The organism is Pseudomonas cucumis, from assembly GCF_030687935.1.
GTDB lineage: Bacteria > Pseudomonadota > Gammaproteobacteria > Pseudomonadales > Pseudomonadaceae > Aquipseudomonas > Aquipseudomonas cucumis.
The window spans coordinates 34,143-55,423 of the sequence record NZ_CP117454.1 but is presented as its reverse complement, the minus strand read 5'-3'; the positions used below and the strand labels follow the sequence as shown (position 1 = coordinate 55,423).

The following is a 21,281-nucleotide window of genomic DNA, read 5'->3' as shown; positions in this document are numbered from 1 at the left end:
ACTTGGCGCGCTCAACGCGCCGGGAAAAGCACCACAAGCAACACCTTTAAATAGAAGCGTAAGGAGTATCACCATGTTGAGCTGGGCAATCACATTCTTGATCATTGCCATCATCGCTGCAGTATTGGGCTTCGGTGGTATCGCGGGCACCGCCACGGGTATCGCCAAGATTCTCTTTGTCGTATTCCTGGTGATGTTCATTGCTTCCTTCTTCTTTGGCCGCCGTGGTCGAGGCTGAACATGAGCATTTCGTTAAAGACAGTGGCAGCCGCCCTGCTTCTGGGCGGCAGTGCCATGGCAATGGCGGCCAATGATGGCCAGATGCGGGCCAATGAGTTGCTCACTGCAGACCCGCAGTACCGGGAAACCTGGCAAGGCGTTGTGAAGAAAGAAGAACGCCTGCCGGAATGGGTGATGAACCTGTCCGGCGATGCCGAGCAAATGAATGCTGTCGAAGAGGATGGCGACAAGTATGTGGTCGGACCGCTCTGCGAAACCCGGCAGACATGTCTGAACAAACGCTTGATCGTGGCATTCAGCTTCGACAAAAAGGATGCCTACGCCATGCTGGTCGAAGTGCCAGCGGGCCTGCCGGCCGACAAGTCGCCCACGCGACATGCCGATTACCGCTTTCTCGGCAAGGCGGACGAAGGCATGCAGAAGTTGTTGATGGAGCAACTGAAGAAAGATCCGAATTGGTACTGAGTTTCGAATGAAAGAGGCAACTGCGCTTCTTTCCACTGCGCTACCCGAGGACGGTAGACGCATGACCAAGGGGTCGGGACGTTCTGACTGCTTCAGGGTCGGAGTGACCTACGGGTACAGGGAGTACCTGCGCAAGGGCCGGGTCAGGTAAAGCTGCGACGCAAGTTCGCCGGGGCCAAGGCGGCTCGACGGACTTGCGGAGAGCTTCAACGTGCAAAACGTTGATCTAGAGCACTCCGCTCATCTGTTCTTGCTGCATATTCCCCGCAAAACCGTTTCGCGGTGTTTCTTCGTGACCGTATATCGAGAAAGCTCCGACCTTATCAAGAAGATAATTCGCCGCCAAACGTAGTCCTTTTCCCAAATTTACGCCTATTTAAAAAACATCGACCTGCGCTGAAATGGCCGGTTCACGGCACTTATGCCCGCGTAAATGTCGTATTCGAACCGCTTGGGACGTGGGTTTCAGTTGGAAAATCTCATGCCGATTCGGCATAGGGTAGGCGTTTACGGCATTAGACGGCGCTTCCCTGCATCGGAATAGTTGCGCCTTTTTCGCTGCCTGAGAGCTGTAAATGCTCGCTCGCGGGGACCTTATACGGGGGCCGATGCAAGACGTGTTCGCCATTGAGCGTTTCAGTTCATGCATCAGCCTGAGTCAAACGCAAGTAAGGGTAAAGATATGAAGAAGGCAAAGCTTAGCCTCGCCTGGCAGATCCTCATCGGTCTGGTTCTGGGGATAGCAATTGGTGCACTGCTCAACCATTTCAGTGCCGAAAAAGCCTGGTGGATCAGCAACGTGCTGCAACCGGCAGGCGATATCTTTATCCGTCTGATCAAGATGATCGTGATCCCGATCGTGATCTCCTCGCTGATCGTCGGCATTGCTGGCGTGGGCGACGCGAAGAAACTCGGTCGCATCGGTCTGAAGACCATCATTTACTTCGAGATCGTCACCACCATCGCCATTCTGGTCGGTCTGGTGTTGGCCAACGTGGTCCATCCGGGCACCGGCATCGACATGAGCACCCTGGGTACGGTGGATATCTCCAAGTACCAGGCCACTGCCGCCGAGGTCCAGCATGAACATGCGTTCATCCAGACCATTCTCAACCTGATCCCGTCCAACATCTTCGCGGCCATGGCCCGCGGCGAGATGCTGCCGATCATCTTCTTCTCTGTGTTGTTCGGTCTCGGTCTGTCGAGCCTGCAATCGGACCTGCGCGAGCCGCTGGTGAAGATGTTCCAGGGCGTATCGGAAAGCATGTTCAAAGTCACCCACATGATCATGAACTACGCCCCGATCGGCGTGTTCGCATTGATCGCGGTGACCGTGGCCAACTTCGGCTTCGCCTCTCTGCTGCCGCTGGCCAAACTGGTCGTTCTGGTTTACTTCGCCATCGCCTTCTTCGCCTTCGTGGTGCTGGGCCTGATCGCTCGCCTGTTCGGCTTCTCGGTGATCAAGCTGATGCGCATCTTCAAGGATGAGCTGGTCCTGGCTTACTCCACCGCCAGTTCCGAAACCGTGCTGCCGCGCGTGATCGAGAAGATGGAAGCCTACGGCGCGCCGAAAGCCATTTGCAGTTTCGTGGTACCGACCGGCTACTCGTTCAACCTCGACGGTTCGACCCTGTACCAGAGCATCGCGGCGATTTTCATTGCCCAGCTCTACGGCATCGACCTGTCGATCAGCCAACAGTTGCTGCTGGTGCTGACGCTGATGGTCACCTCCAAAGGCATCGCCGGCGTACCGGGTGTGTCCTTCGTGGTGCTGCTGGCTACTTTGGGCAGCGTCGGTATTCCGCTGGAAGGCCTGGCGTTCATCGCCGGTGTCGACCGCATCATGGACATGGCCCGTACCGCTCTGAACGTGATCGGCAACGCCCTCGCCGTGTTGGTCATCGCTCGTTGGGAAGGCATGTACGACGACGCCAAGGGCCAGCGCTACTGGAACTCCCTGCCGCACTGGCGCAGCAAGGAAAAATTGCCGGTTGGCGAGATTTCCAGTAACTGATACGAAACCCTGTGGGAGCAGGCAAGCCCGCTCCCACAAAGGGCCTCAAACAAACCCCGGAGAAATCCGGGGTTTGTCGTTTCTGGCTACCCCGCTATCATTCGCCGCATCTTCCGGGGGATTTGACTGATGCTTAATGGCCTGTGGCTTGGCTTCTTCATCGTGGCGGCCGTTTCGGCGCTGGCGCAATGGCTGATCGGCGGTAACGCCGGGATCTTTGCGGCGATGGTGGAGAGCATTTTCGCCATGGCCAAATTGTCGGTCGAGGTCATGATCCTGCTGTTCGGCACCCTCACCCTCTGGCTGGGGTTTCTGCGGATCGCGGAAAAGGCAGGAATCGTCGAATGGCTGGCCAAGGCGCTGGGCCCGCTGTTCCTGCGCCTGATGCCGGAAGTGCCGCCCGGGCATCCGGCCATCGGTCTGATCACCCTCAACTTCGCCGCCAATGGCCTGGGCCTGGACAACGCCGCCACGCCGATCGGCCTCAAGGCCATGAAGGCGCTGCAAGAGCTCAACCCCAGCGACACCATCGCCAGCAACGCGCAGATCCTCTTCCTGGTGCTCAACGCCTCCTCCCTGACCCTGCTGCCGGTGACGATCTTCATGTACCGCGCCCAGCAAGGCGCGCCCGATCCGACCCTGGTGTTCCTGCCGATCTTGCTCGCGACCAGTTGTTCGACCCTGGTCGGTCTGTTGTCGGTGGCATTCATGCAGCGTCTGCGCCTGTGGGACCCGGTGGTGCTCGCCTACCTGATTCCCGGTGCCCTGGCCCTCGGCGCCTTCATGGCGTTGCTGGCGACGCTCTCGGCGACCGCTCTGGCGAGCCTGTCATCGATCCTCGGCAACCTGACGCTGTTCGGGCTGATCATGCTGTTTCTGGTGATCGGCGCATTACGCAAAGTGAAGGTCTACGAGGCGTTCATTGAAGGCGCGAAAGAAGGCTTCGAGGTGGCCAAGAACCTGCTGCCGTATCTGGTGGCGATGCTCTGTGCCGTAGGCGTGCTGCGAGCATCCGGGGCGCTGGATTTCGGTCTGGACGGGATTCGTCATCTGGTGGAGTGGGCCGGTTGGGACACGCGCTTCGTCGATGCACTGCCGACGGCCATGGTCAAACCCTTCTCCGGCAGCGCCGCACGGGCAATGCTGATCGAAACCATGAAGACCTCCGGAGTCGACAGCTTCCCGGCGCTGGTGGCGGCGACTGTCCAGGGCAGTACCGAAACGACCTTCTATGTGTTGGCGGTGTACTTCGGCGCGGTGGGCATTCAGCGTGCACGGCATGCGGTGGGGTGTGCGTTGCTGGCGGAGTTGGCGGGGGTGTTGGGGGCTATCGGCGTTTGCTACTGGTTCTTTGGCTAACCAAAAAACCTGTGGGAGCGGGCTTGCCCGCGATGGCGTCAGCACAGTCGACATCGACGTTGAATGTCACACCGCTATCGCGGGCAAGCCCGCTCCCACAGGGGTTCAACGGTGGCTTCAAGGCCTCAGCGGTGGCGCAACCTTCTGACCTTGCTCCACCGTCCAGGCCACCACTTGCGCCGTCAATTGGTCGCTGGCCAGGCCAAAACCGGTCACCACCGCCGGCACCTTCACATCGCTCAACGGCTGACGCACTTCAAAGCGCCGGCTGGCGAGGATTCGCTGGTCATACCCACGCACCAGCAACGCATCCATGCGCACGACCACACTCGCCGCCGTGCCCTGGTACTCGGTCTGGAATGCTTGCAGGTTGCCGCCCAGTTCCAGGTCCGCCTGGAAATTACTGTCATCGGTGCTGAGCAACGGCACACGACCGTCACGCTGGAAACCATCGAGCAGACGATTGCGCAACAGCACCGGTGCCGGGTCGCTCCAGCGTGAAGCCTTGTAGCTGCTGATCAGGTCACCCTGAGGGATGACGGCGATTTTCGGGTTGTTCAAGGCTTCGCTGGTCTGCGGCTTGGCCAGGCGCAACGACCAGCGCTGCGGCGTGCCGTGATGGGCCGGTGCGTTGCTCTGTGCCGACGGCAGTCGATAGACATCGGACGGCTCGGTCTTGGGGAAAATCGAACAGGACGCGACCAATGCAAAACCGGCGAGGAGGGCGAGATGAGCCAGCTTCATGGCGTGAACTCCTTGTTTTTATCACTGCCCAGCAGGTAACCGCTGGGGTTGGCCTCAAGCCGCTGGGAAATGGTTCGCAGCGAACTCAAGGTATCGCGCAACTCACGCACCGCCGGTGCCAGACCATTGAAGCCCTGCATGCCGCTGTTGAGGGAATCCTGATTGGCGGAGAGCAACGTGTTGATGGTGGCGCTGCTCTGTTCCAGGGACTTCATGGCTTGTTCGGCACTGCCGAACATCTGCTTGCCCTGATCGTTGAGCAGGCCGTTGGCGTTGCGCATCAACGCGGTGGTCTGTTCCAGGGTGGCGCTGGCCTGCTTGCCAACCGAAGCCAGTTGCTGCATCGCCTGACGAATGTCGCCGCGCTGGTCGGCGATGGTGCCGGTGGTTTGCTCCAGATGCTCAAGGGTCTTGCTGATGTGCGCGACGTTCTCCGAGGAAAACAACTGATTGGCGTTGTGCATCAACACGTTCACGCCCGCCATCAGATCGTTGCTGTCATTCATCAACCGGGCAATGGGCGAGGGCGATGCAACGATTGTCGGCAAATTACCATCCTTGCCCTTGAGCGTCGGGCTTTGCGGCGTGCCGCCGCTGAGCTGGATGATCGAGGTCCCGGTGATCCCGGTCAGCGCCAGTTTGGCCTGGGTGTCTTCTTTGATCGGAGTGTCTCCGCCCAAGCGAATCCGCGCCAACACCCGGCGCGGATCGTTCGGGTCCAGGCGCAGCGTTACCACGTCGCCGACCTTGATCCCGCTGTACTGCACGGCGCTGCCCTTGGACAGGCCGCTGACCGCCTCGTTGAAGACGATTTCGTAATCCTTGAATTCGGTATCGACGCTGGACTTGGCCAGCCACAGACCGAAGAGCAGGGCGCCTGCCACCACTATGACGGTGAACAGGCCGATCAATACGTGATGGGCTCGGGTTTCCATGTCAGACCTCGTTGAGCTGGTTAGCGGCCGTCATGGCCGCGCGGCCGCGAGGGCCATGGAAGTATTCGTGAATCCACGCATCATCGGTTTCCGACACTTTGTCGATGGCGTCCGCCACCAGCACTTTCTTCTGCGCCAGCACTGCCACCCGGTCGGTGATGGTGTAGAGCGTGTCGAGGTCGTGGGTCACCAGAAACACACTCAGGCCCAAGGCATCGCGCAGGGTCAGGATCAGTTGATCGAAGCCTGCGGCGCCAATCGGATCGAGGCCGGCGGTGGGTTCGTCCAAAAACAGGATGTCCGGGTCCAGCGCCAGTGCTCGGGCCAGGGCCGCGCGCTTGATCATGCCACCGGACAGCGAAGCGGGGTATTTGTCGGCCGCCGACAACGGCAACCCGGCCAACGCCAGTTTCACCGCCGCCAGGTGCTCGGCGTCGGCACGGCTCAGGCCGGCGTGTTCAATCAGGGGCAGGGCGACGTTCTCGGTCACGGTGAGCGAAGAGAACAAGGCACCTTTCTGGAACAACACACCAAACCGCCGTTCGACCAGCGAGCGCTCGTGTTCCGACAGACTCGGCAAGTTCTTGCCGAAGACCTTCACCAGCCCTTCGCTGGGCTGACGCAGGCCGACAATGCTGCGCAGCAGCACCGATTTGCCGCTGCCGGAACCGCCGACCACCGCCAGAATCTCGCCCTTGTACAAGTCCAGGTCGAGGTTCTCGTGCACGCTCTGGCGGCCGAAGCGATTGCACAGACCGCGGACTTCAATCACCGCCTCTGAAGGCGCTCGGGGTAAACGACTCACCAGTCCATCTCCATGAAAAACAACGCAGCCACAGCGTCGAGCACAATCACCACGAAAATCGACTGCACCACACTGGAGGTGGTGTGTGCGCCGACGGACTCGGCGCTGCCGCTGACCTTGAAGCCCTCGAGGCAGCCGATGGCGGCAATCAGGAACGCAAATATCGGCGCTTTGACGATCCCCACCAGAAAGTGCTGAACGCCGATGTCCGATTGCAGCAGTGACAGGAACATCGCCGGCGAGATATCCAGCGACAGCGCACAGACTACGCCACCGCCGACAATCCCTGACACCATCGCCAGAAAGGTCAACATCGGCAGCGCCACCAGTAACGCCAGGACGCGGGGTACTACCAGCAACTCCATCGGGTCGAGGCCGAGGGTGCGGATCGCGTCGATTTCTTCGTTGGCCTTCATCGAACCGATCTGTGCGGTGAACGCACTGGCAGTACGGCCCGCCATCAGGATCGCCGTGAGCAACACGCCGAACTCCCGCAGAAAAGAGAATGCCACCAGGTCCACGGTGAAAATACTCGCGCCGAAACTCGCCAACACCGTCGCCCCGAGAAATGCCACCACAGCCCCCACCAGAAAGGTCAGCAGGGCGACGATGGGGGCGGCGTCGAGGCCGGTCTGTTCGATGTGCGCGACCATCGGGGTAATACGCCAGCGCTTGGGCCGAAACAGCCCGCGAGCAATGGTTTCCAGGATCACGCCGACGAAACCCAACAGTTGCAGCGTGTCCTGCCAGATCGCGTCGACCGCACGGCCGATGCGGGTCAGCAGTTGAATGCCGACGCTGATTTCCGGCTCTTTGATCGGCACGCAGAAATCGGTCAGTGAGCAGTACACCGTCTGCAACAAGGCGCGATCAGCGGAAGAAAGGGTGCACTCGGGGTGTTCGGCAGATTTGCCCAGACGCTCGGCCCCCAGCAACTCCACAAGCAATGACGCACCCGCCGTATCGAGCGCGCCGAGGCCATTGAGATCGATGTGGGTGTCGTTGTCGTATTGGCCACGCAGCTTTTCGCTCAGGCGGCTGAGATCGGCGTAATGGGCGAGCGTCCAGTCACCCGTGACCCGCAACAGGGCAGGGCTGTGCGAGGTGTCCAGTTGGGCACTGCCGGGCATTGTGCTGCTGGTCATAAGCTCCGTGCTTGTTCGGCTATTACGCAGATCTGACTAATAGCACGATCCGCGTTACTTTTCTTTGACGGGTGTGCTGTCCAGGACCTTGAAGCGCAGAACGCCAATCAGTTGGCCGTCTTCGGTGAGCACCCGAACCTGCCATTTGCCCGCGGGGTTACCGGGGAAGTTCTGCTTGTGGGTCCAGGCGCGGTAGCCCTCCTTGCGCCCGCCGTGGATGTCCAGAGGAATACGGTCGACCTCTTTACCGTTGAATATCCAGACGTGGTAGATCCGCTCGGCCAGCCCCCGCGGAGCGTTGATCGCGGTGTACGCGTACAGCCCACCGCCGCGAATCTGCTCGGCGCTGACTTCTTCCAGGCTCTTGCCGGGGGTTCGATCCTGCATTTGGGTGCTGATCGCCACATCGGTCATCCACAGCGTCGCCGGCGGAACCCACGAGCGCAGCACCCAACCGGCGGCGCCGATGCCGACGGTGATGCTGAGGATCGCCAACGCATTACGCACGGTGCGAATCGGGAAGATCGAGGCCAGGCTCGGGAACGACAGCACCATGGCAATGCCCAGCGCCAGCTTGAAACTCTGGGCGGTGGTCAGGTGCAGGATGACGGGCAGGGCGGTCAGCAGGGCCGCGAACAGGGTCAGGGTGTGCAGCGCCAGGAACGCCCAGCGGCGCGGTGCCAGCCATTTGTAGTAGAGCGGGTCGATGATCGAAATCAGCGCCGCCATGCTCAGTAATCCCGTGAAGAACAACTGACCGCTGTTCCAGGTGGTGGTGATTAAAAAGAACGGCAGGACGAAGAACAGGCTTTCCTGATGGATCATCTGCGTCGCATAACGCAGCAGGGGCTGGGGTATTTCGCGCTTGAATACCCTGGCAAACAGCTTGGTGAGGCTGTTTTCCAGCATCAGCCAGACCCAACTGATCAGCATGATGGTGGTGATCCACGTCGCCAGACCTTGTTGGCGATCCACCAGCATGAAACTGCCGACCCCGGAGATGAAACCGCCAAGCGCAATGACCCCGGGATAGCGCTTCATCAACTCCAGGAGGCGCTGTACGTACAGGGTCAGATTCGGCATTCGGCGATTCACAATAGTCGTGGGAAAAATCCTCGACAGGGTACCGCCCGAGAGGCCCTGTGACGAGGGGGCTTGCCCCAATGCCGGTAAGTTAAGAAATTTGAGCGACGAAAATTCTGTGGGAGCGAGGCTTGCCACAGGGAACGCTTACTTTCTGCGATGGAAGCGCCAGCTCAGCAATCCAAGCACTATCAATCCAAATCCCCCGACAATCGCCCACATCACCTGGTCATAACTCATCAGCGGCTTCTCGATCCGCAGATAGCCCGGTTGCAGCAGCAACTCACGTATCGCCTTGTTCGCCTCGGCCAGTGTCACGTCTTGCAGTGCCTTGGCCGGGTTGACGAAATGGCCGTCCTCGTAGTCGCCGAGGGCGCTCCAGTAATAGTCCGCCAGGGCGCTGTTACCTTGCACGGCCCAGGCCTGGCGAGCGATGGCGGCTTGCTTGAGACGGGCGAAGGTGGCAGCGTCGAGACCGTTCTTGAGCAGATCTGCTTTAAGCTCATCCAGCACCTGTTCCGCTGCCAGCACGTCGTCGCGATCAAGGTCGGCGTTCAGGCTCATGAAGCCCACCCCGCCAAATACCTCGCGCTCAGCCGAGGGACCATAGGACAGCCCATGGGCCAGGCGCAATTGGCGATAGAGCGCCCAATCGAGATAGTCCTTGAGCAGGTCGAAGGTTTCGTCGTGCTGGTCTTCCAGCACCGGTTCCGGCACCAGCCAATGCAACTTGGCACCGCCACCGACGAAACCGTTACTCAAATTGCGCTCGTGGGCCGCGCTGGCCTGAATGTCTGGCAGCGGCAGGTGAGCGCTAGGCTCAACCGCTTCGAGTGCGCCATAGGCCCGTTCCAGATAGGCCGGCAGCAGGCGGTCGAGATCGCCGACCACGATCAGGGTCATGTTATTGGGCGCGTACCAGTCCTTGCGCACCTTCTCCAATTGCTCGCGGGTCAGGTGATCGACTTGCGCGCGCTCGGGGCATTTGAGGCCCAGCTCCACCGCCAACTGATTACTCGCGGTATGGCCCAGGTCCTGGCGATCCAGCCAGCGCTGCAGGTGCGAGTAATGGCCACCGTCTTCGCGCTCGACCACTTGCTTGGCGATGTTGATCGCATTGTCATCGATACGGGTCTGGGTCAGCAGCGCCAACAACAGGTCGAGGACCTTGCGCTGGTTTTTCGCCGGGGCTTCGATGACGAAGGTCGTGTCGGCATTACTGGTGTAGGCGTTCCACTCACCGCCCAGGGCCTGCATGCGCTCTTCCAGACCACCTTCGCCGGTGGCGTCAATGCCGCTGAACAGCAAGTGTTCGAGTAGATGCGGCAGCTCCTTGTCGGCGCAGCTGAAATCATCCAGGCCTACGCCAACCACCAACCGGATCGCCACATGCCCGCGCTCAGTACCCGGTTTGAGGACCAATTGCAGGCCGTTGCGCAAGGTGTAGCCCTCGACCTGAAAGCGATCCAGGGCAAATGAAGGCAGTGAACCGAGCAACAGACAAGCGAACAGCAGACAACGCATAACAAGTTTCCGTACGGCCAGCGTAAGTTCAACAGACTTCAGGCAACTGTGGACGTTCAGGGTGAATGCGTGATGTCAGTCATATCGTCGACCGCTAGAGCGCCAGTATCCGAAGTGCCCAACACCGCATAAGCGCTGCTGCAGAACAGCGAATTCAAGCGTCTCATGTCGGCAATCAGTTCCAGGTGCAGCGAACTGGTCTCGATACTCTGTACGATCTTACGGTTTAAACGGCTGACATGAGCATGGGCCAGGCGGCGTTCCTGTGCGCGAAAGCGACGTTTCTCACGCAGTAACTGGCGAGCACTTTCCGGGTCGGCACTGAGGAACACCGACAACCCCAGACGCAGGTTGGCAATCAGCTGACTGTGCAGCCCCGCCAACTCCTCCAGGCCCACCTCGGAAAAAGACCGGCGTTGCGAGGTTTTCTGCTGCTGAACCTTGCGCAGCATGCGTTCGATCAGGTCGCTGGAGAGTTTCAGGTTGATCGCCAGCTCAATGGTTTCCGCCCAGCGCCGGCTGTCCTGCTCGCTGAGGTCTTCGCGGGGCATTTGCGCCAGATAGAGTTTGATGGCGCTGTAGAGCGCTTCGACATCATCGGTCAGGCGACGAATTTCCTGGGTGACAGCAGTTTGTTTGCCACGCAGCACGTCGAGCATGGCTTCGAGCATGCTGTCGACCAGATCGCCGATGCGCAGGGTTTCCCGGGCGGCATTGGCCAGCGCCAGACTGGGTGTGACCAAGGCTGTCGGGTCAAGGTGCCGCGGTTTGGCCGTGCCATTGATGTCCGGCCGCTCCGGTAGCAACCACGCACAGAGCCTGGCCATCGGCCCGACGCTGGGCAACAGGATCAGGCAGCGCGCGGTGTTGTAGAGCAGGTGAAAGCCGATGACCATTTCCTGAGGGCTGAAGTCGAGGCTGTCGATCCAGTGCACCAGCGGATCGAGCACCGGAATGATCAGCAGCAGGCCGATCAGTTTGTACAACAGGCTGCCGAGCGCCACCTGACGGCCGGCAGCGTTCTGCATGCTGGTGCTGAGGAAAGCGAGAATGCCGCTGCCGATGTTGGCGCCAATCACCAGGCCGATGGCCACTGGCAGACTGATCACGCCGGCACCGGCGAGAGTCGCGGTCAGCAAAACAGCGGCCAGGCTGGAGTAGGAAACCATCGCGAACAGCGCGCCGACCAGGGCATCGAGCAAAATATCGCCGGTCAGCGAGGCAAAGATGACCTTCACCCCTTGCGCCTGAGTGATCGGCGCGGCGGCCTCGACGATCAATTGCAGCGCCAGAATGATCAGCCCCAGACCAATGCTGACCCGGCCCATCTGCCCGACCCGGGTCTGCTTGCGTGACAGGAAGAAAATGACCCCGAGGAAAATCAGCAGCGGCGACAGCCACGACAGGTCGAGGGTCAGTACCCGCGCCATCAGTGCGGTACCGACGTCGGCGCCGAGCATCGTTGCCAAGGCCGGGGTCAGCGCCATCAGGCCCTGACCGACAAACGAAGTCACGAGCATGGCGGTGGCATTGCTGCTCTGAACCATGGCGGTCACCATGATCCCGGCGAGAAACGCCAGCCAGCGCCTGGACATGTTATGGGCGATCACATGGCGCAAGTTGGAGCCATAAACCCGCAGGATGCCGGTTCGGACGATGTGCGTGCCCCAGATCAAAAGGGTCACGGCCGATAACAAATTGAGCAGGGTGAGCATGCAGGCCCCCTGTGGTGGTAGCGCCCCAGTGGGGCAAGTCGACGGTGCCGCGCGTTTTTCTACGTTCTGTACTTAAGCTGTAGTTGGCTAACGGTCTGGACGCCAGCATCGCATAGCTAAAGAGGCTATTGAAATAAAACTGTCACAAAAACAGTTGGCTGCAGAAATGACAAAGGGGCCCGAAGGACGCTGCCGCTCAACGGAAAAGCTGCATGAACATAACCCCTGTGGCGAGGGAGCTTGCTCCCGCTGGGCTGCGCAGCAGCCCCAAAATCGGGGGATCTCGAATCGCTGAATAGATCTGCGCGCGCAGGCGTGCTTGGGACGCAAAAAAAAATCCGTCGGATAATTCCTCGATTACCTTGATGCAATTCACAGACTCTGCAGCGCGTGTTTAACAACACGTAGAGTTACTTCTCGGAGGCTACAACGTCTTGCGCCGTTACCTACGTGTACGCCAGAATCCGCCGGCTTGTGCGCCTTGACCCTGGCCTCTATCGTTTCCCTGCCACTGCCCATCAGTGGTCGGGTTTAGTAGCCCGTGGTGTTATCAGTGAGGTGCAAACGCGCTGTCAGTCAGATTCCTTATCTGAACTTGATGGTGGCTGTGCGTAGGGCGCTTTGGCGCGCCGGCAATGCTGATTCTCCCCGGTCTACTAACCTGCGCACGGCCGCCACCCTTCCTTTAGTAGAGATCGGTTAGCGGCTCCACCCAGGAGTAAATCAGCTTATGTTCAAAGTTACGCCCAACCCACCGGACACCGATCCGGTCTCCCTGCGCAAACCCAGCACAATCTTCCTGATCGACCCCAAGGTCGATAACGAAACCCTGCTCGCGCACGCCTGCGAATCGTTGGCATCGGCCAGCGTCCTGGCCAGTGATTTCGCCGGTTTCCTGGAAGGTCCGCAGCGCAACACTATGCTGGCGATTCAGCAGATCATCATTCTGGGGGAGTTGGCGGTGAATCGAGCGCTGGATAACCTCGACCCGCCTGGGTAATCACACCTGTTTGTCAGGCAAAAAAAATGTGGGAACGAGTCTGATCGCGATTGGGGCCTGTCAATCAACATCAATGTTGAATGTGATGGCCTCTTCGCGGGCAAGCTCGCTCCCACAGGTTTCGCGCGGTGCCCGCGCACAACCGTTCATCGCTACTGTCAGATCTGTCAGTAGAACGTTTCTTGCACTTCTCGTTTGATATCTCCTGCGCTCTACCCCCTCTGGTCTTCAGTTCAGGAGCTTGCACATGGACATAGAACATTTTCCCTCCCAAGGAGAGCAGCTCAGATCTCTGCGGCTCGCCCCGCCGCATTTGCCCAGTTGGACAACTCCCGTACAGGGCTACGATGGCGGCATCGGCGTAGCAGCCTCCGAGGGTGGACTGCGATTTACTATCAACCCATGGCTAAACATGGACGTGGGCAGTGTCGTTCGCCTGTATTGGGGCAATGACCTCTCTCCCATCTGGACCAAAACCATAGGGGCCGATGAGAAAGACAAGCAGGTGCACGGCACCATCGATGCCGGCTATATCGTGCGGGGCGACCTGTTTCCCCTGTTCTACAGCGTCCAGCGAGGGCCCCAGGTACCGGAAGACTCGACGCCATGGCTCAAACTTCTGGTTAAACTCGACCGCCCCGGCGGCTTTGACGACGACTACGGCGAGCCCGGCCACTCTCATCTGCACTATTCGATCCCGCAAGCCATCATCGACAATGGTGTCGGCCCGGCCGAAGCCGAGGCAGGGGTGCCGATCACTATCATGCGGTACCCCTTCATGCGGGTGAACGACCGCATTCATTGCATTTGGGGCTTCGTAAGCGTTGTCGTCCATGTCACCAGCGATCACGTTGACGATCCGGCCAACAATCCGCTGATCGTGCTGATAGACAAAGCAACCATCGAGTTGGTTGGCGACGGCGGAAAAATCGGGGTGTCGTTCCAAGCCATCGACGAGGTCGGTAACTACCCTGACCCACGCTCACCCTGGTCGGCCATTACCAACCTGATCGTGGATCTGAAACAGAACCGCCTCCCTGAGCCCATCGTGATCGAGGCCGACCCCGACACCGATGTCATCGACCTGGTTGAGCTGGGCGAAAAAGATGTCACGATTCTGGTCAACACCGTAGGGTTCAAGGAAGGAAACATCATTCGGATGACCTGGATTGGCACTCCGGCCGCAGGTTCGCAGGTAATCCATGGTCCCATCGACCTGCCGGTAATCCGCGCCGGCATTGCCGTCACATTCAGTGTGCCCAATACCAAGGTCAAAGCCATCGCCAAGGGACGGGCGACGGTGGCTTATGTGCTGAAAAGCGAAGGCGTCGCGGATCGTCCGTCAAAAAATGCCAGCGTCAGCGTCGAGGGCGACATCAGCCGCCTGCAAGCCCCCAGCGTGTTGCAGGCACCCGGCGGGGTACTGCCGGCAGACTCGCCGCTGGCCACGGTGTCGGTGCCGTACTACGAAGGCCGCCGTTCAGGTGACTTGATCACCATTCACTGGCAAGGCACTCGCCCCGGCGGCGAGACCTATTATTCAACCCGGGCCATCGTCAGCGATGAGCCCGAATATGAGCCTATCGAACGTAGTGTACCGGCCAGCGAAATTGCTCCGCTGGACGGCGGTTCTGTGAAAATCCATTACACCGTGGCCAATGACGACGTGATGCTCAGCAGCGTGCGCGACTCATTGCCGTTGAACCTCACCGTTGGTGTAGCTCAACCAGAACTCATTGAGCCTGATGTTCTCCAGGCCGACAGCAACAACGTCCTGCTCCCGGAAAACGCTCCCGCTGGCGCCGATGTCATCGCGCCGTTCACCGGTACAGTGGCTGGCGATACCGTCGGCCTGCGCTGGGTCGGCTCGATCAGTGGGGCGCACCCGCTGTATGAAATTCCGTTGAGCTCGCACACCGCAGGGCAGCCAGTCCCGTTTCTGGTGCAACCGGTGTACATCACGGCCAACCGCAATGGCAAAGCGGAGGCCAGCTATTACGTCAAGCGTGCGGGACAGCCATTGCGCAACTCGAGGGTGCGAACCTTGAGCATCGGCGTCACGCAACCGAAATGGGCAGCGCCCGAGGTATTGGAAGCGCCCGAAGGGCGGCTCGACCCCAATACTCACCAGAACGGTTTCACCGTGCGGGTCGATACCACAGCGTTGAACGAAGACGATGGCATTGACCTGATCGGCGAAGGCTCGATTCGCCCGGAACGGCGTTACGTCACGTCGCAGCCGCACATCGACTTCCCGATTCTGGCACCGATCACAGGGGCCAACCTGGGGCGGGCGGTAAACATTCGTTATGACGTGGTGCGATCCACGGGGCCGCTGCCGTCGGAGAACATGTCGTTGCAAGTTGGCACATTGTTACTGCAGAACATGCCAATGCCTCTTCTGGAAGGTTTCGATAGCGAGTTCATGAACACTGGCGGGATCCAGGATTCCACCAAGGTGCTATGCACCCAATGGCTGTTCCAGTTGTATGGCGCGCCGGTGTGGCTGAGTTACATCGAAAACCGCAGCGATAGCACGTCACGTAATCATGATCAATTGGCGGGAGAGCCAAACAACCGGCTCGACGGACTTGCCCACACTGCGGCGGTGCAGTGGTTGCGCGAGTGCAACGAAGGTTCAACGGTAAGCGTGGTATTGAAGGTAGGACTGTTTCAGGCAGCGACCCTGGCGGATGCGGTGGCGTGTCCGGTGCGGATTTACACAGTGCGCACCGGGTCTGATGATTGGACGACGTTTACGGGGGGCGAATGGAATGGGTGGAGCGCATCCGACTCCGGTTACCCAGCGAAAATATCTGAAGGTGGAGGCGAGTATTTTATAGAGGCTCAATCAAGTTATTTAGCTATAAATAAACAATTCATAAACCTCGCAGTTGGTGCGCAATACGAGCTGAGTTTCAACTACTACATAACTAGTAGAGCCCTACTTATCATTAGCAGAACCGGCCTTCCATCTATCACTGCTGATCTCGAGCAATTTAACACATGGGGCTATTACAAACTTGTTTACCCAAACAACTCTGCATCCCCAACAATTCACATACGTATTGCACAACCCGCCGCTAAGATGGATAACATTCGCCTGAGACAAATAACATGATCCACCCTTGGCTTTATTCGTGGAGCGAAGCAATTCGGGGCGAGCCTGCTCGCAATGAGCCCATTACACATTGATGTTGAATAAACACTTTCCACAAGTATGACAAAGGGGCCCGAAGGCCCCTTTGTCATTTGCGCAGCGTTCAGGTTACTGGCCCGGAACATCCTTGCGCAGTTTCACTGGCTCTTGCTGCTTCCTCTTTTTCATCATTGCGGTGCGCATCTTGATGTTGATCGCTTCCACCGCCAACGAGAACGCCATGGCGAAGTAGACGTAGCCTTTTGGCAAATGCACGTCGAGCGATTCGGCAATCAGCACGGTACCCACCAGCAATAGGAACGACAGCGCCAGCATCTTCAGCGACGGGTGCTTGTCGATGAACTCGCTGATAGTGCCAGAAGCCCACATCATCACTAGCACCGCAACGACAATCGCCGCGACCATGACCGGTACGTGGGACACCATGCCCACCGCGGTGATCACCGAGTCCAGCGAGAACACGATGTCGATGATTGCGATCTGGATGATGGTGTACAGGAAGTTACCACCCTTGCCGCTCGGCTCGTCGTTGGCTTCATCTTCACCTTCCAGCGCGTGGTACATCTCTTGCGAGCTCTTCCACAGCAGGAACAGACCACCGAAGAACAGGATCAGGTCACGCCCGGAAATACCTTGGCCGAACACTTCGAACAGGTCTGCGGTGAGGCGCATGACCCAAGTGATCGACAGCAGCAACAGGATCCGCGTGATCATGGCCAGCGCCAGGCCGAAAATCCGGGTGCGTGCCTGCATGTGCTTGGGCATGCGGCTGACCAGGATCGAGATCATGATGATGTTGTCGATGCCCAGGACGATCTCCAGGGCAGTCAGGGTGAAGAAGGCAACCCAGATTTCAGGGTTGGTCAGCCATTCCATGTGTATTCCTTTGAGCGAGTGTTTAAACCACGAAGGGCCCAGGCTTCATACAAAGCCTGGACCCCCTCATGGTGAGTCTTGGGCTTATAGAGTGCTGAACAGCGGAAAAATCCCCATCAGCAATGCAGCGACCAGTATGCACAGGCAAACCAGCACTGCCCACTTCAAGGTGAACCGCTGATGATCACCGAATTCGATACCGGCCAGGGCCACCAACAGATAAGTCGATGGTACCAGCGGGCTCAGCAAGTGGACGGGCTGACCGACGATCGAGGCACGTGCCATTTCCACCGCGGTTATACCGTAATGACTGGCGGCTTCGGCAAGCACCGGTAACACGCCGTAATAAAATGCATCGTTCGACATGAAGAACGTGAACGGCATGCTCACCAGCGCGGTGATCACGGCCAGGTACGGGCCGAGGAAATCGGGGATGACCGCCAGCAGGCTTTTCGACATGGCATCGACCATGCCGGTGCCCGACAGGATACCGGTGAAGATACCCGCGGCAAAGATCAACCCGACCACCGCCAGCACGCTACCGGCGTGGGCCGCGACGCGGTCCTTCTGCTGTTGCAGGCATGGGTAGTTGACGATCATCGCGATACTGAACGCCACCATGAACAGCACTGGCAGCGGCAACAGACCGGCGACCAGCGTGCACATCAGCGCCAGGGTCAACGCGCCGTTGAACCAGATCAACTTTGGACGACGAGCGTCCGGGAACTGCGAAACGCTGATTTCGCTGTGATCGACTTCATCACCGACCAGATGCAGCTCACCCAGACGTGCACGCTCACGTTTACCGTAGAAGTAGGCAATCGCCAGGATCGCCACCACGCCGGCCAGCATCGCCGGAATCATTGGCACAAAGATGTCGGACGGGTCGACATGCAGCGCACTGGCTGCACGAGCCGTCGGGCCACCCCAAGGAGTCATGTTCATCACGCCACCGGCGAGGATGATCAGACCGGCCATGATCCGCGGGCTCATGCCGATGCGGCTGTAGAGCGGCAGCATGGCGGCCACGCAGATCATATAAGTGGTCGCGCCGTCACCATCAAGGGAAACGACGAGCGCCAGAACGGCGGTGCCGGCCGAAACTTTCAACGGGTCGCCCTTGACCAGTTTGAGGATCTTGCGCACGGCCGGGTCGAACAGGCCGGAATCGATCATCAGGGCGAAGTAGAGAATGGCGAACATCAGCATCACGCCGGTCGGCGCAAGCTTGGTGATGCCTTCGAGCATCATCGGGCCGATCTTCGGCGAGAAGCCGCCGAACAGGGCGAAGATGATCGGGATGATGATCAGAGCAATCAGCGCGGACAGGCGCTTGGTCATGATCAGGAACATGAACGTGATGACCATGGCGAAGCCAAGGAAAGTCAGCATAGGAATACTCCAGGCGTAGCGCGGCTAGTAAATGGGCGAACCGGATGAGGTCAGCGCAGAACGGGAAGCACGAGACGTACGGGCGGAGTGACAGCGAAGAGGCGGGTAGCAGCGGACATCAGAATCACCATTGTTGTTGTTTAATGGACCGGGCGAGCGATAAAACACTCGCATTGGCCAACCGGTCTGTTGCCGGCAGTGAGGGCGATGCTAATGGGGGAAGCTTTCAGCCAGCTTTCGCGAGTGAAAGCATTGACCGAATGTACAACCGGTCGTCGGCCCGGTTGAAAGGCCGTAAACACGGGGTCAGGAGCAAAAGACATGGGCAAACTTCACACTGGTGGCTGCCACTGCGGACAAATCCGCTATCAATTCAGCGGGCCATTGCACGACATCGCTCACTGCCATTGCTCGATTTGCCGGCGGGTCAGCGGCGGGATCGTAACCACCTGGATCACAGTGCCCGCCTCAGCATTTGCATGGATGGCAGGTACGCCATCCCGGTATGAGTCTTCGTCTACTTGCGTGCGATATTTCTGCCCAAACTGTGGGGCACAACTGGCGCTGGTGACGAAGCTCAGCCCCGAGAGCATCGACGTGACCATCGCCACCCTCGACCATCCCGAGCAAGCGCCGGCCGAACGGCATATCTGGACCGACAGTCGTTTGCCGTGGCTGCATCTGGACGAGCACTTGCCCGGTGAGGCCCAAGAACAACTCTGATCAGAATACAGACAGGTTCAGCGGCCGGATTGCGCCCATCCAGATCGCGTGTTCGGTATGGTCGAGCAGATCGTCGCCCGTGTCCGGGTGCAGGAATATCACTAATCCTTTACGGTTGAGCGCCAGCCACGGCAACACCGCGCCGAGGTGTTGCGGCTCGAAAGCCAATTGGCAGCTCCAGTCCGGATGCGGGCCGACCGGGCGTTCGTGCATGCGGCCCATCTTCAGCGGAAACAATTGCGCTGCCTGCTCACACAAGGCCCGTGCCTGTGGCAGGGTGCTGGCGTCGAAATAGACATGGGCGTGGTAGCCCCTGATCCGTTGCATCTGAACCCCCTCTGAAACCTTGTCGAACCCACCCCGCCTCCCGCAGGTCACACGCTATATAGGCAGGAAGTACACGGAGCACAGCCATGAAAAATGCCGAAACCCCGGTGGTGAAGGTAGTGCTTTATGGTGCCATGAGTAGCCTGGGCAGTGCGCTGATGGCTGAAATGCTGCGGCGCCAGCATGAAGTGATCGCGATTCTCGATGATCTGACAGCGCTCGCCCCGCGCCCGGGCTTGCGCACCAAGGCCGGCAACCTGTTCGATGCCAAGCGGGTCAAGCAGAGCGTGGCCGGCTGTTCGGCGGTGATCTGCCTGCTTGATGCGCCAGGGTTGCCGATGAACAGTGAACACATCGAAAAATCCATCGTGCCCGGCCCGGTCGAGGAGGTGCTGGCAGTGGATGCACTGATCGACGGCATGCAGGCCGCAGGCATCTCCCGGTTGTTTGTAGTGGGCGATTTCGAGGTACTGGACGATCCGGAGCCGGAGATTGAGGATCTACTGCAACGCCACGCCGCCGAAGAAATCCGCGAGGCTCTGCAAAGCAGCTCATTGCACTGGACCCTGGTGAATGCCCCTCGCGGCGTGCCCGGGCTGACCCTTGAGCATTTCAGTCACGTCAGCACCAGCCTGGAGCCCGGCCTGGCCGAACCGCTGGAACGGCTGAACCGCGTCGCTGTTGGGATTGCCGATGAGCTGCACTTGAACCTGCATGTCGGAGAGCATGTGAGTTTTGTTGCGACGTCGGAATAGTAATCGTCCGAACCCGCTCACACCGCAATCGACGGTAAAGGGAGGCCATTGAGCGATTGCGCACTGCTGGCCTGTTCCGTCATCAACCAGTCCACAAACTTTTGAATCAACGCTCCACGCCGTTTGCGCTGGGGTAGAACGACGTAATAGCCCAGCCTGGAAATCACCGTGTCGGCAATCGGGCGACACAACAGACCTTGCGCCAACAAGTTATCCACAAGGTGCCGCCATCCGATCGCAACACCTTGGCCGCCAATCGCCGCCTGAATCAGCAGCGTGTAATTGTCGAAGCGCAGTTGCCCCGGCGCTGGGGCCGAGGTGATTCCCAACTCGCGAAACACGCCGCTCCAGTCGAACCAGTTGCTGCTGTGTTCGCCTCGCAGGTGCAGCAGCGGAAACTCCAGCAATGCCTGAGCCGGTAAGGGCAGGGTACGGTCCTTCAATAGCAGCGGGCTGCACACTGGAAACACCTCTTCGCTGAACAGCCAGTGGCTCTCGCCTTGCTTGAACCGGCCATCGCCGAACAGCACCGCCACATCGATATCGGTGCGCAGCATGTTGTGGCTGCGTTCGCTGGTGACCAGGCTGACGTCCACTTGAGGGTTGGCGGTATGGAAGCGGTGCAGACGCGGCATCAGCCAGTACGCAGCGAAGGCGAAGTCGGTGGCCACCTGCAACACCTCGTGCTGTTGCTGTGCACTGATTGCGCTCAATCCTGCATCGATATTCTGCAAACCGAGCTGAACTTGCTCGAACAGAATAGTCCCGGCTTCGGTCAATTCAATGCCGCGATAAATACGATCGAACAACCGGGTAGCGAGCTGTTCTTCCAATCGCTTGATCTGCTGGCTGATGGCCGGTTGCGTGGTGCCGAGCTCCACCGCGGCGGCGGTGAAGCTGCGTTGCCGGGCCGCGGCTTCAAAGGCACGCAGCAGGTCCAGAGACAAATCACCGAGGGCGTCATACATAAGCTGTGCTTATCCTAGTCATTGCCTGGCATGGGCTTTACCACAAGGTTA

General features: G+C 59.2%; 19 protein-coding genes. 8 read left to right on the top strand and 11 right to left on the bottom strand.

From position 1 onward, the window contains the following. The first annotated feature begins 73 nt into the window (after positions 1-73). From PSH97_RS00240 to PSH97_RS00225, 4 genes are all read left to right on the top strand, one after another. Entirely contained in the window at positions 74-238 is a 165-nt protein-coding gene (locus PSH97_RS00240) for a DUF1328 domain-containing protein (RefSeq protein ID WP_003177151.1), read from the top strand. A gap of 2 nt (positions 239-240) precedes the next feature. After that, positions 241-705, top strand: coding sequence for an inhibitor of vertebrate lysozyme family protein (locus tag PSH97_RS00235; protein ID WP_305447638.1), 465 nt, complete (start codon positions 241-243; stop codon positions 703-705). Positions 706-1,387: 682 nt separating this feature from the next. Beyond that, positions 1,388-2,719: a glutamate/aspartate:proton symporter GltP gene (gene gltP / locus PSH97_RS00230; protein ID WP_305424425.1), complete on the top strand. Its 1,332-nt coding sequence runs from the start codon at positions 1,388-1,390 to the stop codon at positions 2,717-2,719. A 129-nt stretch (positions 2,720-2,848) separates the two neighbouring features. Further along, positions 2,849-4,078 (top strand): nucleoside recognition domain-containing protein, encoded by a 1,230-nt coding sequence (locus PSH97_RS00225; RefSeq protein WP_305447637.1) that lies wholly within the window; start codon positions 2,849-2,851, stop codon positions 4,076-4,078. 117 nt (positions 4,079-4,195) lie between these two features. Here the strand turns inward: PSH97_RS00225 and PSH97_RS00220 are convergent, their stop codons facing one another. The 7 genes from PSH97_RS00220 to PSH97_RS00190 form a co-directional block, all read right to left on the bottom strand. Beyond that, the gene (locus PSH97_RS00220; protein WP_305447636.1) at positions 4,196-4,822 is read right to left on the bottom strand and encodes an ABC-type transport auxiliary lipoprotein family protein; all 627 of its coding nucleotides are present in this window, start codon (positions 4,820-4,822) and stop codon (positions 4,196-4,198) included. Further along, positions 4,819-5,757: an MlaD family protein gene (locus PSH97_RS00215; protein ID WP_305447635.1), complete on the bottom strand. Its 939-nt coding sequence runs from the start codon at positions 5,755-5,757 to the stop codon at positions 4,819-4,821. The genes PSH97_RS00220 and PSH97_RS00215 overlap by 4 nt, the downstream gene beginning before the upstream one ends. Before the next feature lies 1 nt (position 5,758). Further along, positions 5,759-6,562: an ABC transporter ATP-binding protein gene (locus PSH97_RS00210; protein WP_305447634.1), complete on the bottom strand. Its 804-nt coding sequence runs from the start codon at positions 6,560-6,562 to the stop codon at positions 5,759-5,761. Next, positions 6,559-7,707: an ABC transporter permease gene (locus PSH97_RS00205; RefSeq protein ID WP_305447633.1), complete on the bottom strand. Its 1,149-nt coding sequence runs from the start codon at positions 7,705-7,707 to the stop codon at positions 6,559-6,561. Before PSH97_RS00205 ends, PSH97_RS00210 begins: the two co-directional genes overlap by 4 nt. A gap of 54 nt (positions 7,708-7,761) precedes the next feature. Beyond that, positions 7,762-8,790 (bottom strand): DUF5924 family protein, encoded by a 1,029-nt coding sequence (locus tag PSH97_RS00200; RefSeq protein ID WP_305447632.1) that lies wholly within the window; start codon positions 8,788-8,790, stop codon positions 7,762-7,764. A 147-nt stretch (positions 8,791-8,937) separates the two neighbouring features. Further along, positions 8,938-10,314, bottom strand: a complete 1,377-nt coding sequence (locus tag PSH97_RS00195; protein WP_305447631.1) for a M16 family metallopeptidase — start codon at positions 10,312-10,314, stop codon at positions 8,938-8,940. Between the two features lie 56 nt (positions 10,315-10,370). Then, complete coding sequence (locus PSH97_RS00190) at positions 10,371-12,029, bottom strand: Na/Pi cotransporter family protein (protein ID WP_305447630.1); 1,659 nt, start codon at positions 12,027-12,029, stop codon at positions 10,371-10,373. Between the two features lie 730 nt (positions 12,030-12,759). On the opposite strand from PSH97_RS00190, the gene PSH97_RS00185 reads away from it, so the two are divergent. Continuing rightward, a complete protein-coding gene (locus PSH97_RS00185; RefSeq protein ID WP_305447629.1) occupies positions 12,760-13,029 on the top strand; it encodes a DUF6124 family protein in 270 nt (89 codons plus the stop codon). A gap of 247 nt (positions 13,030-13,276) precedes the next feature. Beyond that, positions 13,277-16,150: a hypothetical protein gene (locus tag PSH97_RS00180; RefSeq protein WP_305447628.1), complete on the top strand. Its 2,874-nt coding sequence runs from the start codon at positions 13,277-13,279 to the stop codon at positions 16,148-16,150. A gap of 147 nt (positions 16,151-16,297) precedes the next feature. On the opposite strand, the gene PSH97_RS00175 is transcribed toward PSH97_RS00180, so the two are convergent. Both PSH97_RS00175 and PSH97_RS00170 read right to left on the bottom strand, forming a co-directional pair. Continuing rightward, complete coding sequence (locus PSH97_RS00175; protein ID WP_305447627.1) at positions 16,298-17,065, bottom strand: TerC family protein; 768 nt, start codon at positions 17,063-17,065, stop codon at positions 16,298-16,300. Positions 17,066-17,149: 84 nt separating this feature from the next. After that, a complete protein-coding gene (locus PSH97_RS00170; protein ID WP_305447626.1) occupies positions 17,150-18,457 on the bottom strand; it encodes a CitMHS family transporter in 1,308 nt (435 codons plus the stop codon). 321 nt (positions 18,458-18,778) lie between these two features. Here PSH97_RS00170 and PSH97_RS00165 point away from each other — a divergent pair, with 321 nt between their 5' ends. Beyond that, a complete protein-coding gene (locus PSH97_RS00165) occupies positions 18,779-19,180 on the top strand; it encodes a GFA family protein (protein ID WP_305447625.1) in 402 nt (133 codons plus the stop codon). Here the strand turns inward: PSH97_RS00165 and PSH97_RS00160 are convergent, their stop codons facing one another. After that, positions 19,181-19,507, bottom strand: a complete 327-nt coding sequence (locus tag PSH97_RS00160; protein ID WP_305447624.1) for a DOPA 4,5-dioxygenase family protein — start codon at positions 19,505-19,507, stop codon at positions 19,181-19,183. Positions 19,508-19,593: 86 nt separating this feature from the next. On the opposite strand from PSH97_RS00160, the gene PSH97_RS00155 reads away from it, so the two are divergent. Beyond that, positions 19,594-20,262 carry an NAD(P)-dependent oxidoreductase gene (locus PSH97_RS00155; protein WP_305447623.1) on the top strand — a complete coding sequence of 223 codons (669 nt, stop codon included), beginning with the start codon at positions 19,594-19,596 and terminating at the stop codon, positions 20,260-20,262. Positions 20,263-20,279: 17 nt separating this feature from the next. Here the strand turns inward: PSH97_RS00155 and PSH97_RS00150 are convergent, their stop codons facing one another. Further along, positions 20,280-21,230, bottom strand: coding sequence for a choline sulfate utilization transcriptional regulator (locus tag PSH97_RS00150; RefSeq protein WP_305447622.1), 951 nt, complete (start codon positions 21,228-21,230; stop codon positions 20,280-20,282). Positions 21,231-21,281: the final 51 nt, after the last annotated feature.

Coding starts and splice junctions, on each gene's coding strand:
- PSH97_RS00240 (WP_003177151.1), top strand. CDS start 74: ATGTTGAGCTGGGCAATCACATTCTTGATCATTGCCATCATCGCTGCA.
- PSH97_RS00235 (WP_305447638.1), top strand. CDS start 241: ATGAGCATTTCGTTAAAGACAGTGGCAGCCGCCCTGCTTCTGGGCGGC.
- gltP (WP_305424425.1), top strand. CDS start 1,388: ATGAAGAAGGCAAAGCTTAGCCTCGCCTGGCAGATCCTCATCGGTCTG.
- PSH97_RS00225 (WP_305447637.1), top strand. CDS start 2,849: ATGCTTAATGGCCTGTGGCTTGGCTTCTTCATCGTGGCGGCCGTTTCG.
- PSH97_RS00220 (WP_305447636.1), bottom strand. CDS start 4,822: ATGAAGCTGGCTCATCTCGCCCTCCTCGCCGGTTTTGCATTGGTCGCG.
- PSH97_RS00215 (WP_305447635.1), bottom strand. CDS start 5,757: ATGGAAACCCGAGCCCATCACGTATTGATCGGCCTGTTCACCGTCATA.
- PSH97_RS00205 (WP_305447633.1), bottom strand. CDS start 7,707: ATGACCAGCAGCACAATGCCCGGCAGTGCCCAACTGGACACCTCGCAC.
- PSH97_RS00200 (WP_305447632.1), bottom strand. CDS start 8,790: ATGCCGAATCTGACCCTGTACGTACAGCGCCTCCTGGAGTTGATGAAG.
- PSH97_RS00195 (WP_305447631.1), bottom strand. CDS start 10,314: ATGCGTTGTCTGCTGTTCGCTTGTCTGTTGCTCGGTTCACTGCCTTCA.
- PSH97_RS00190 (WP_305447630.1), bottom strand. CDS start 12,029: ATGCTCACCCTGCTCAATTTGTTATCGGCCGTGACCCTTTTGATCTGG.
- PSH97_RS00185 (WP_305447629.1), top strand. CDS start 12,760: ATGTTCAAAGTTACGCCCAACCCACCGGACACCGATCCGGTCTCCCTG.
- PSH97_RS00180 (WP_305447628.1), top strand. CDS start 13,277: ATGGACATAGAACATTTTCCCTCCCAAGGAGAGCAGCTCAGATCTCTG.
- PSH97_RS00175 (WP_305447627.1), bottom strand. CDS start 17,065: ATGGAATGGCTGACCAACCCTGAAATCTGGGTTGCCTTCTTCACCCTG.
- PSH97_RS00170 (WP_305447626.1), bottom strand. CDS start 18,457: ATGCTGACTTTCCTTGGCTTCGCCATGGTCATCACGTTCATGTTCCTG.
- PSH97_RS00165 (WP_305447625.1), top strand. CDS start 18,779: ATGGGCAAACTTCACACTGGTGGCTGCCACTGCGGACAAATCCGCTAT.
- PSH97_RS00160 (WP_305447624.1), bottom strand. CDS start 19,507: ATGCAACGGATCAGGGGCTACCACGCCCATGTCTATTTCGACGCCAGC.
- PSH97_RS00155 (WP_305447623.1), top strand. CDS start 19,594: ATGAAAAATGCCGAAACCCCGGTGGTGAAGGTAGTGCTTTATGGTGCC.
- PSH97_RS00150 (WP_305447622.1), bottom strand. CDS start 21,230: ATGTATGACGCCCTCGGTGATTTGTCTCTGGACCTGCTGCGTGCCTTT.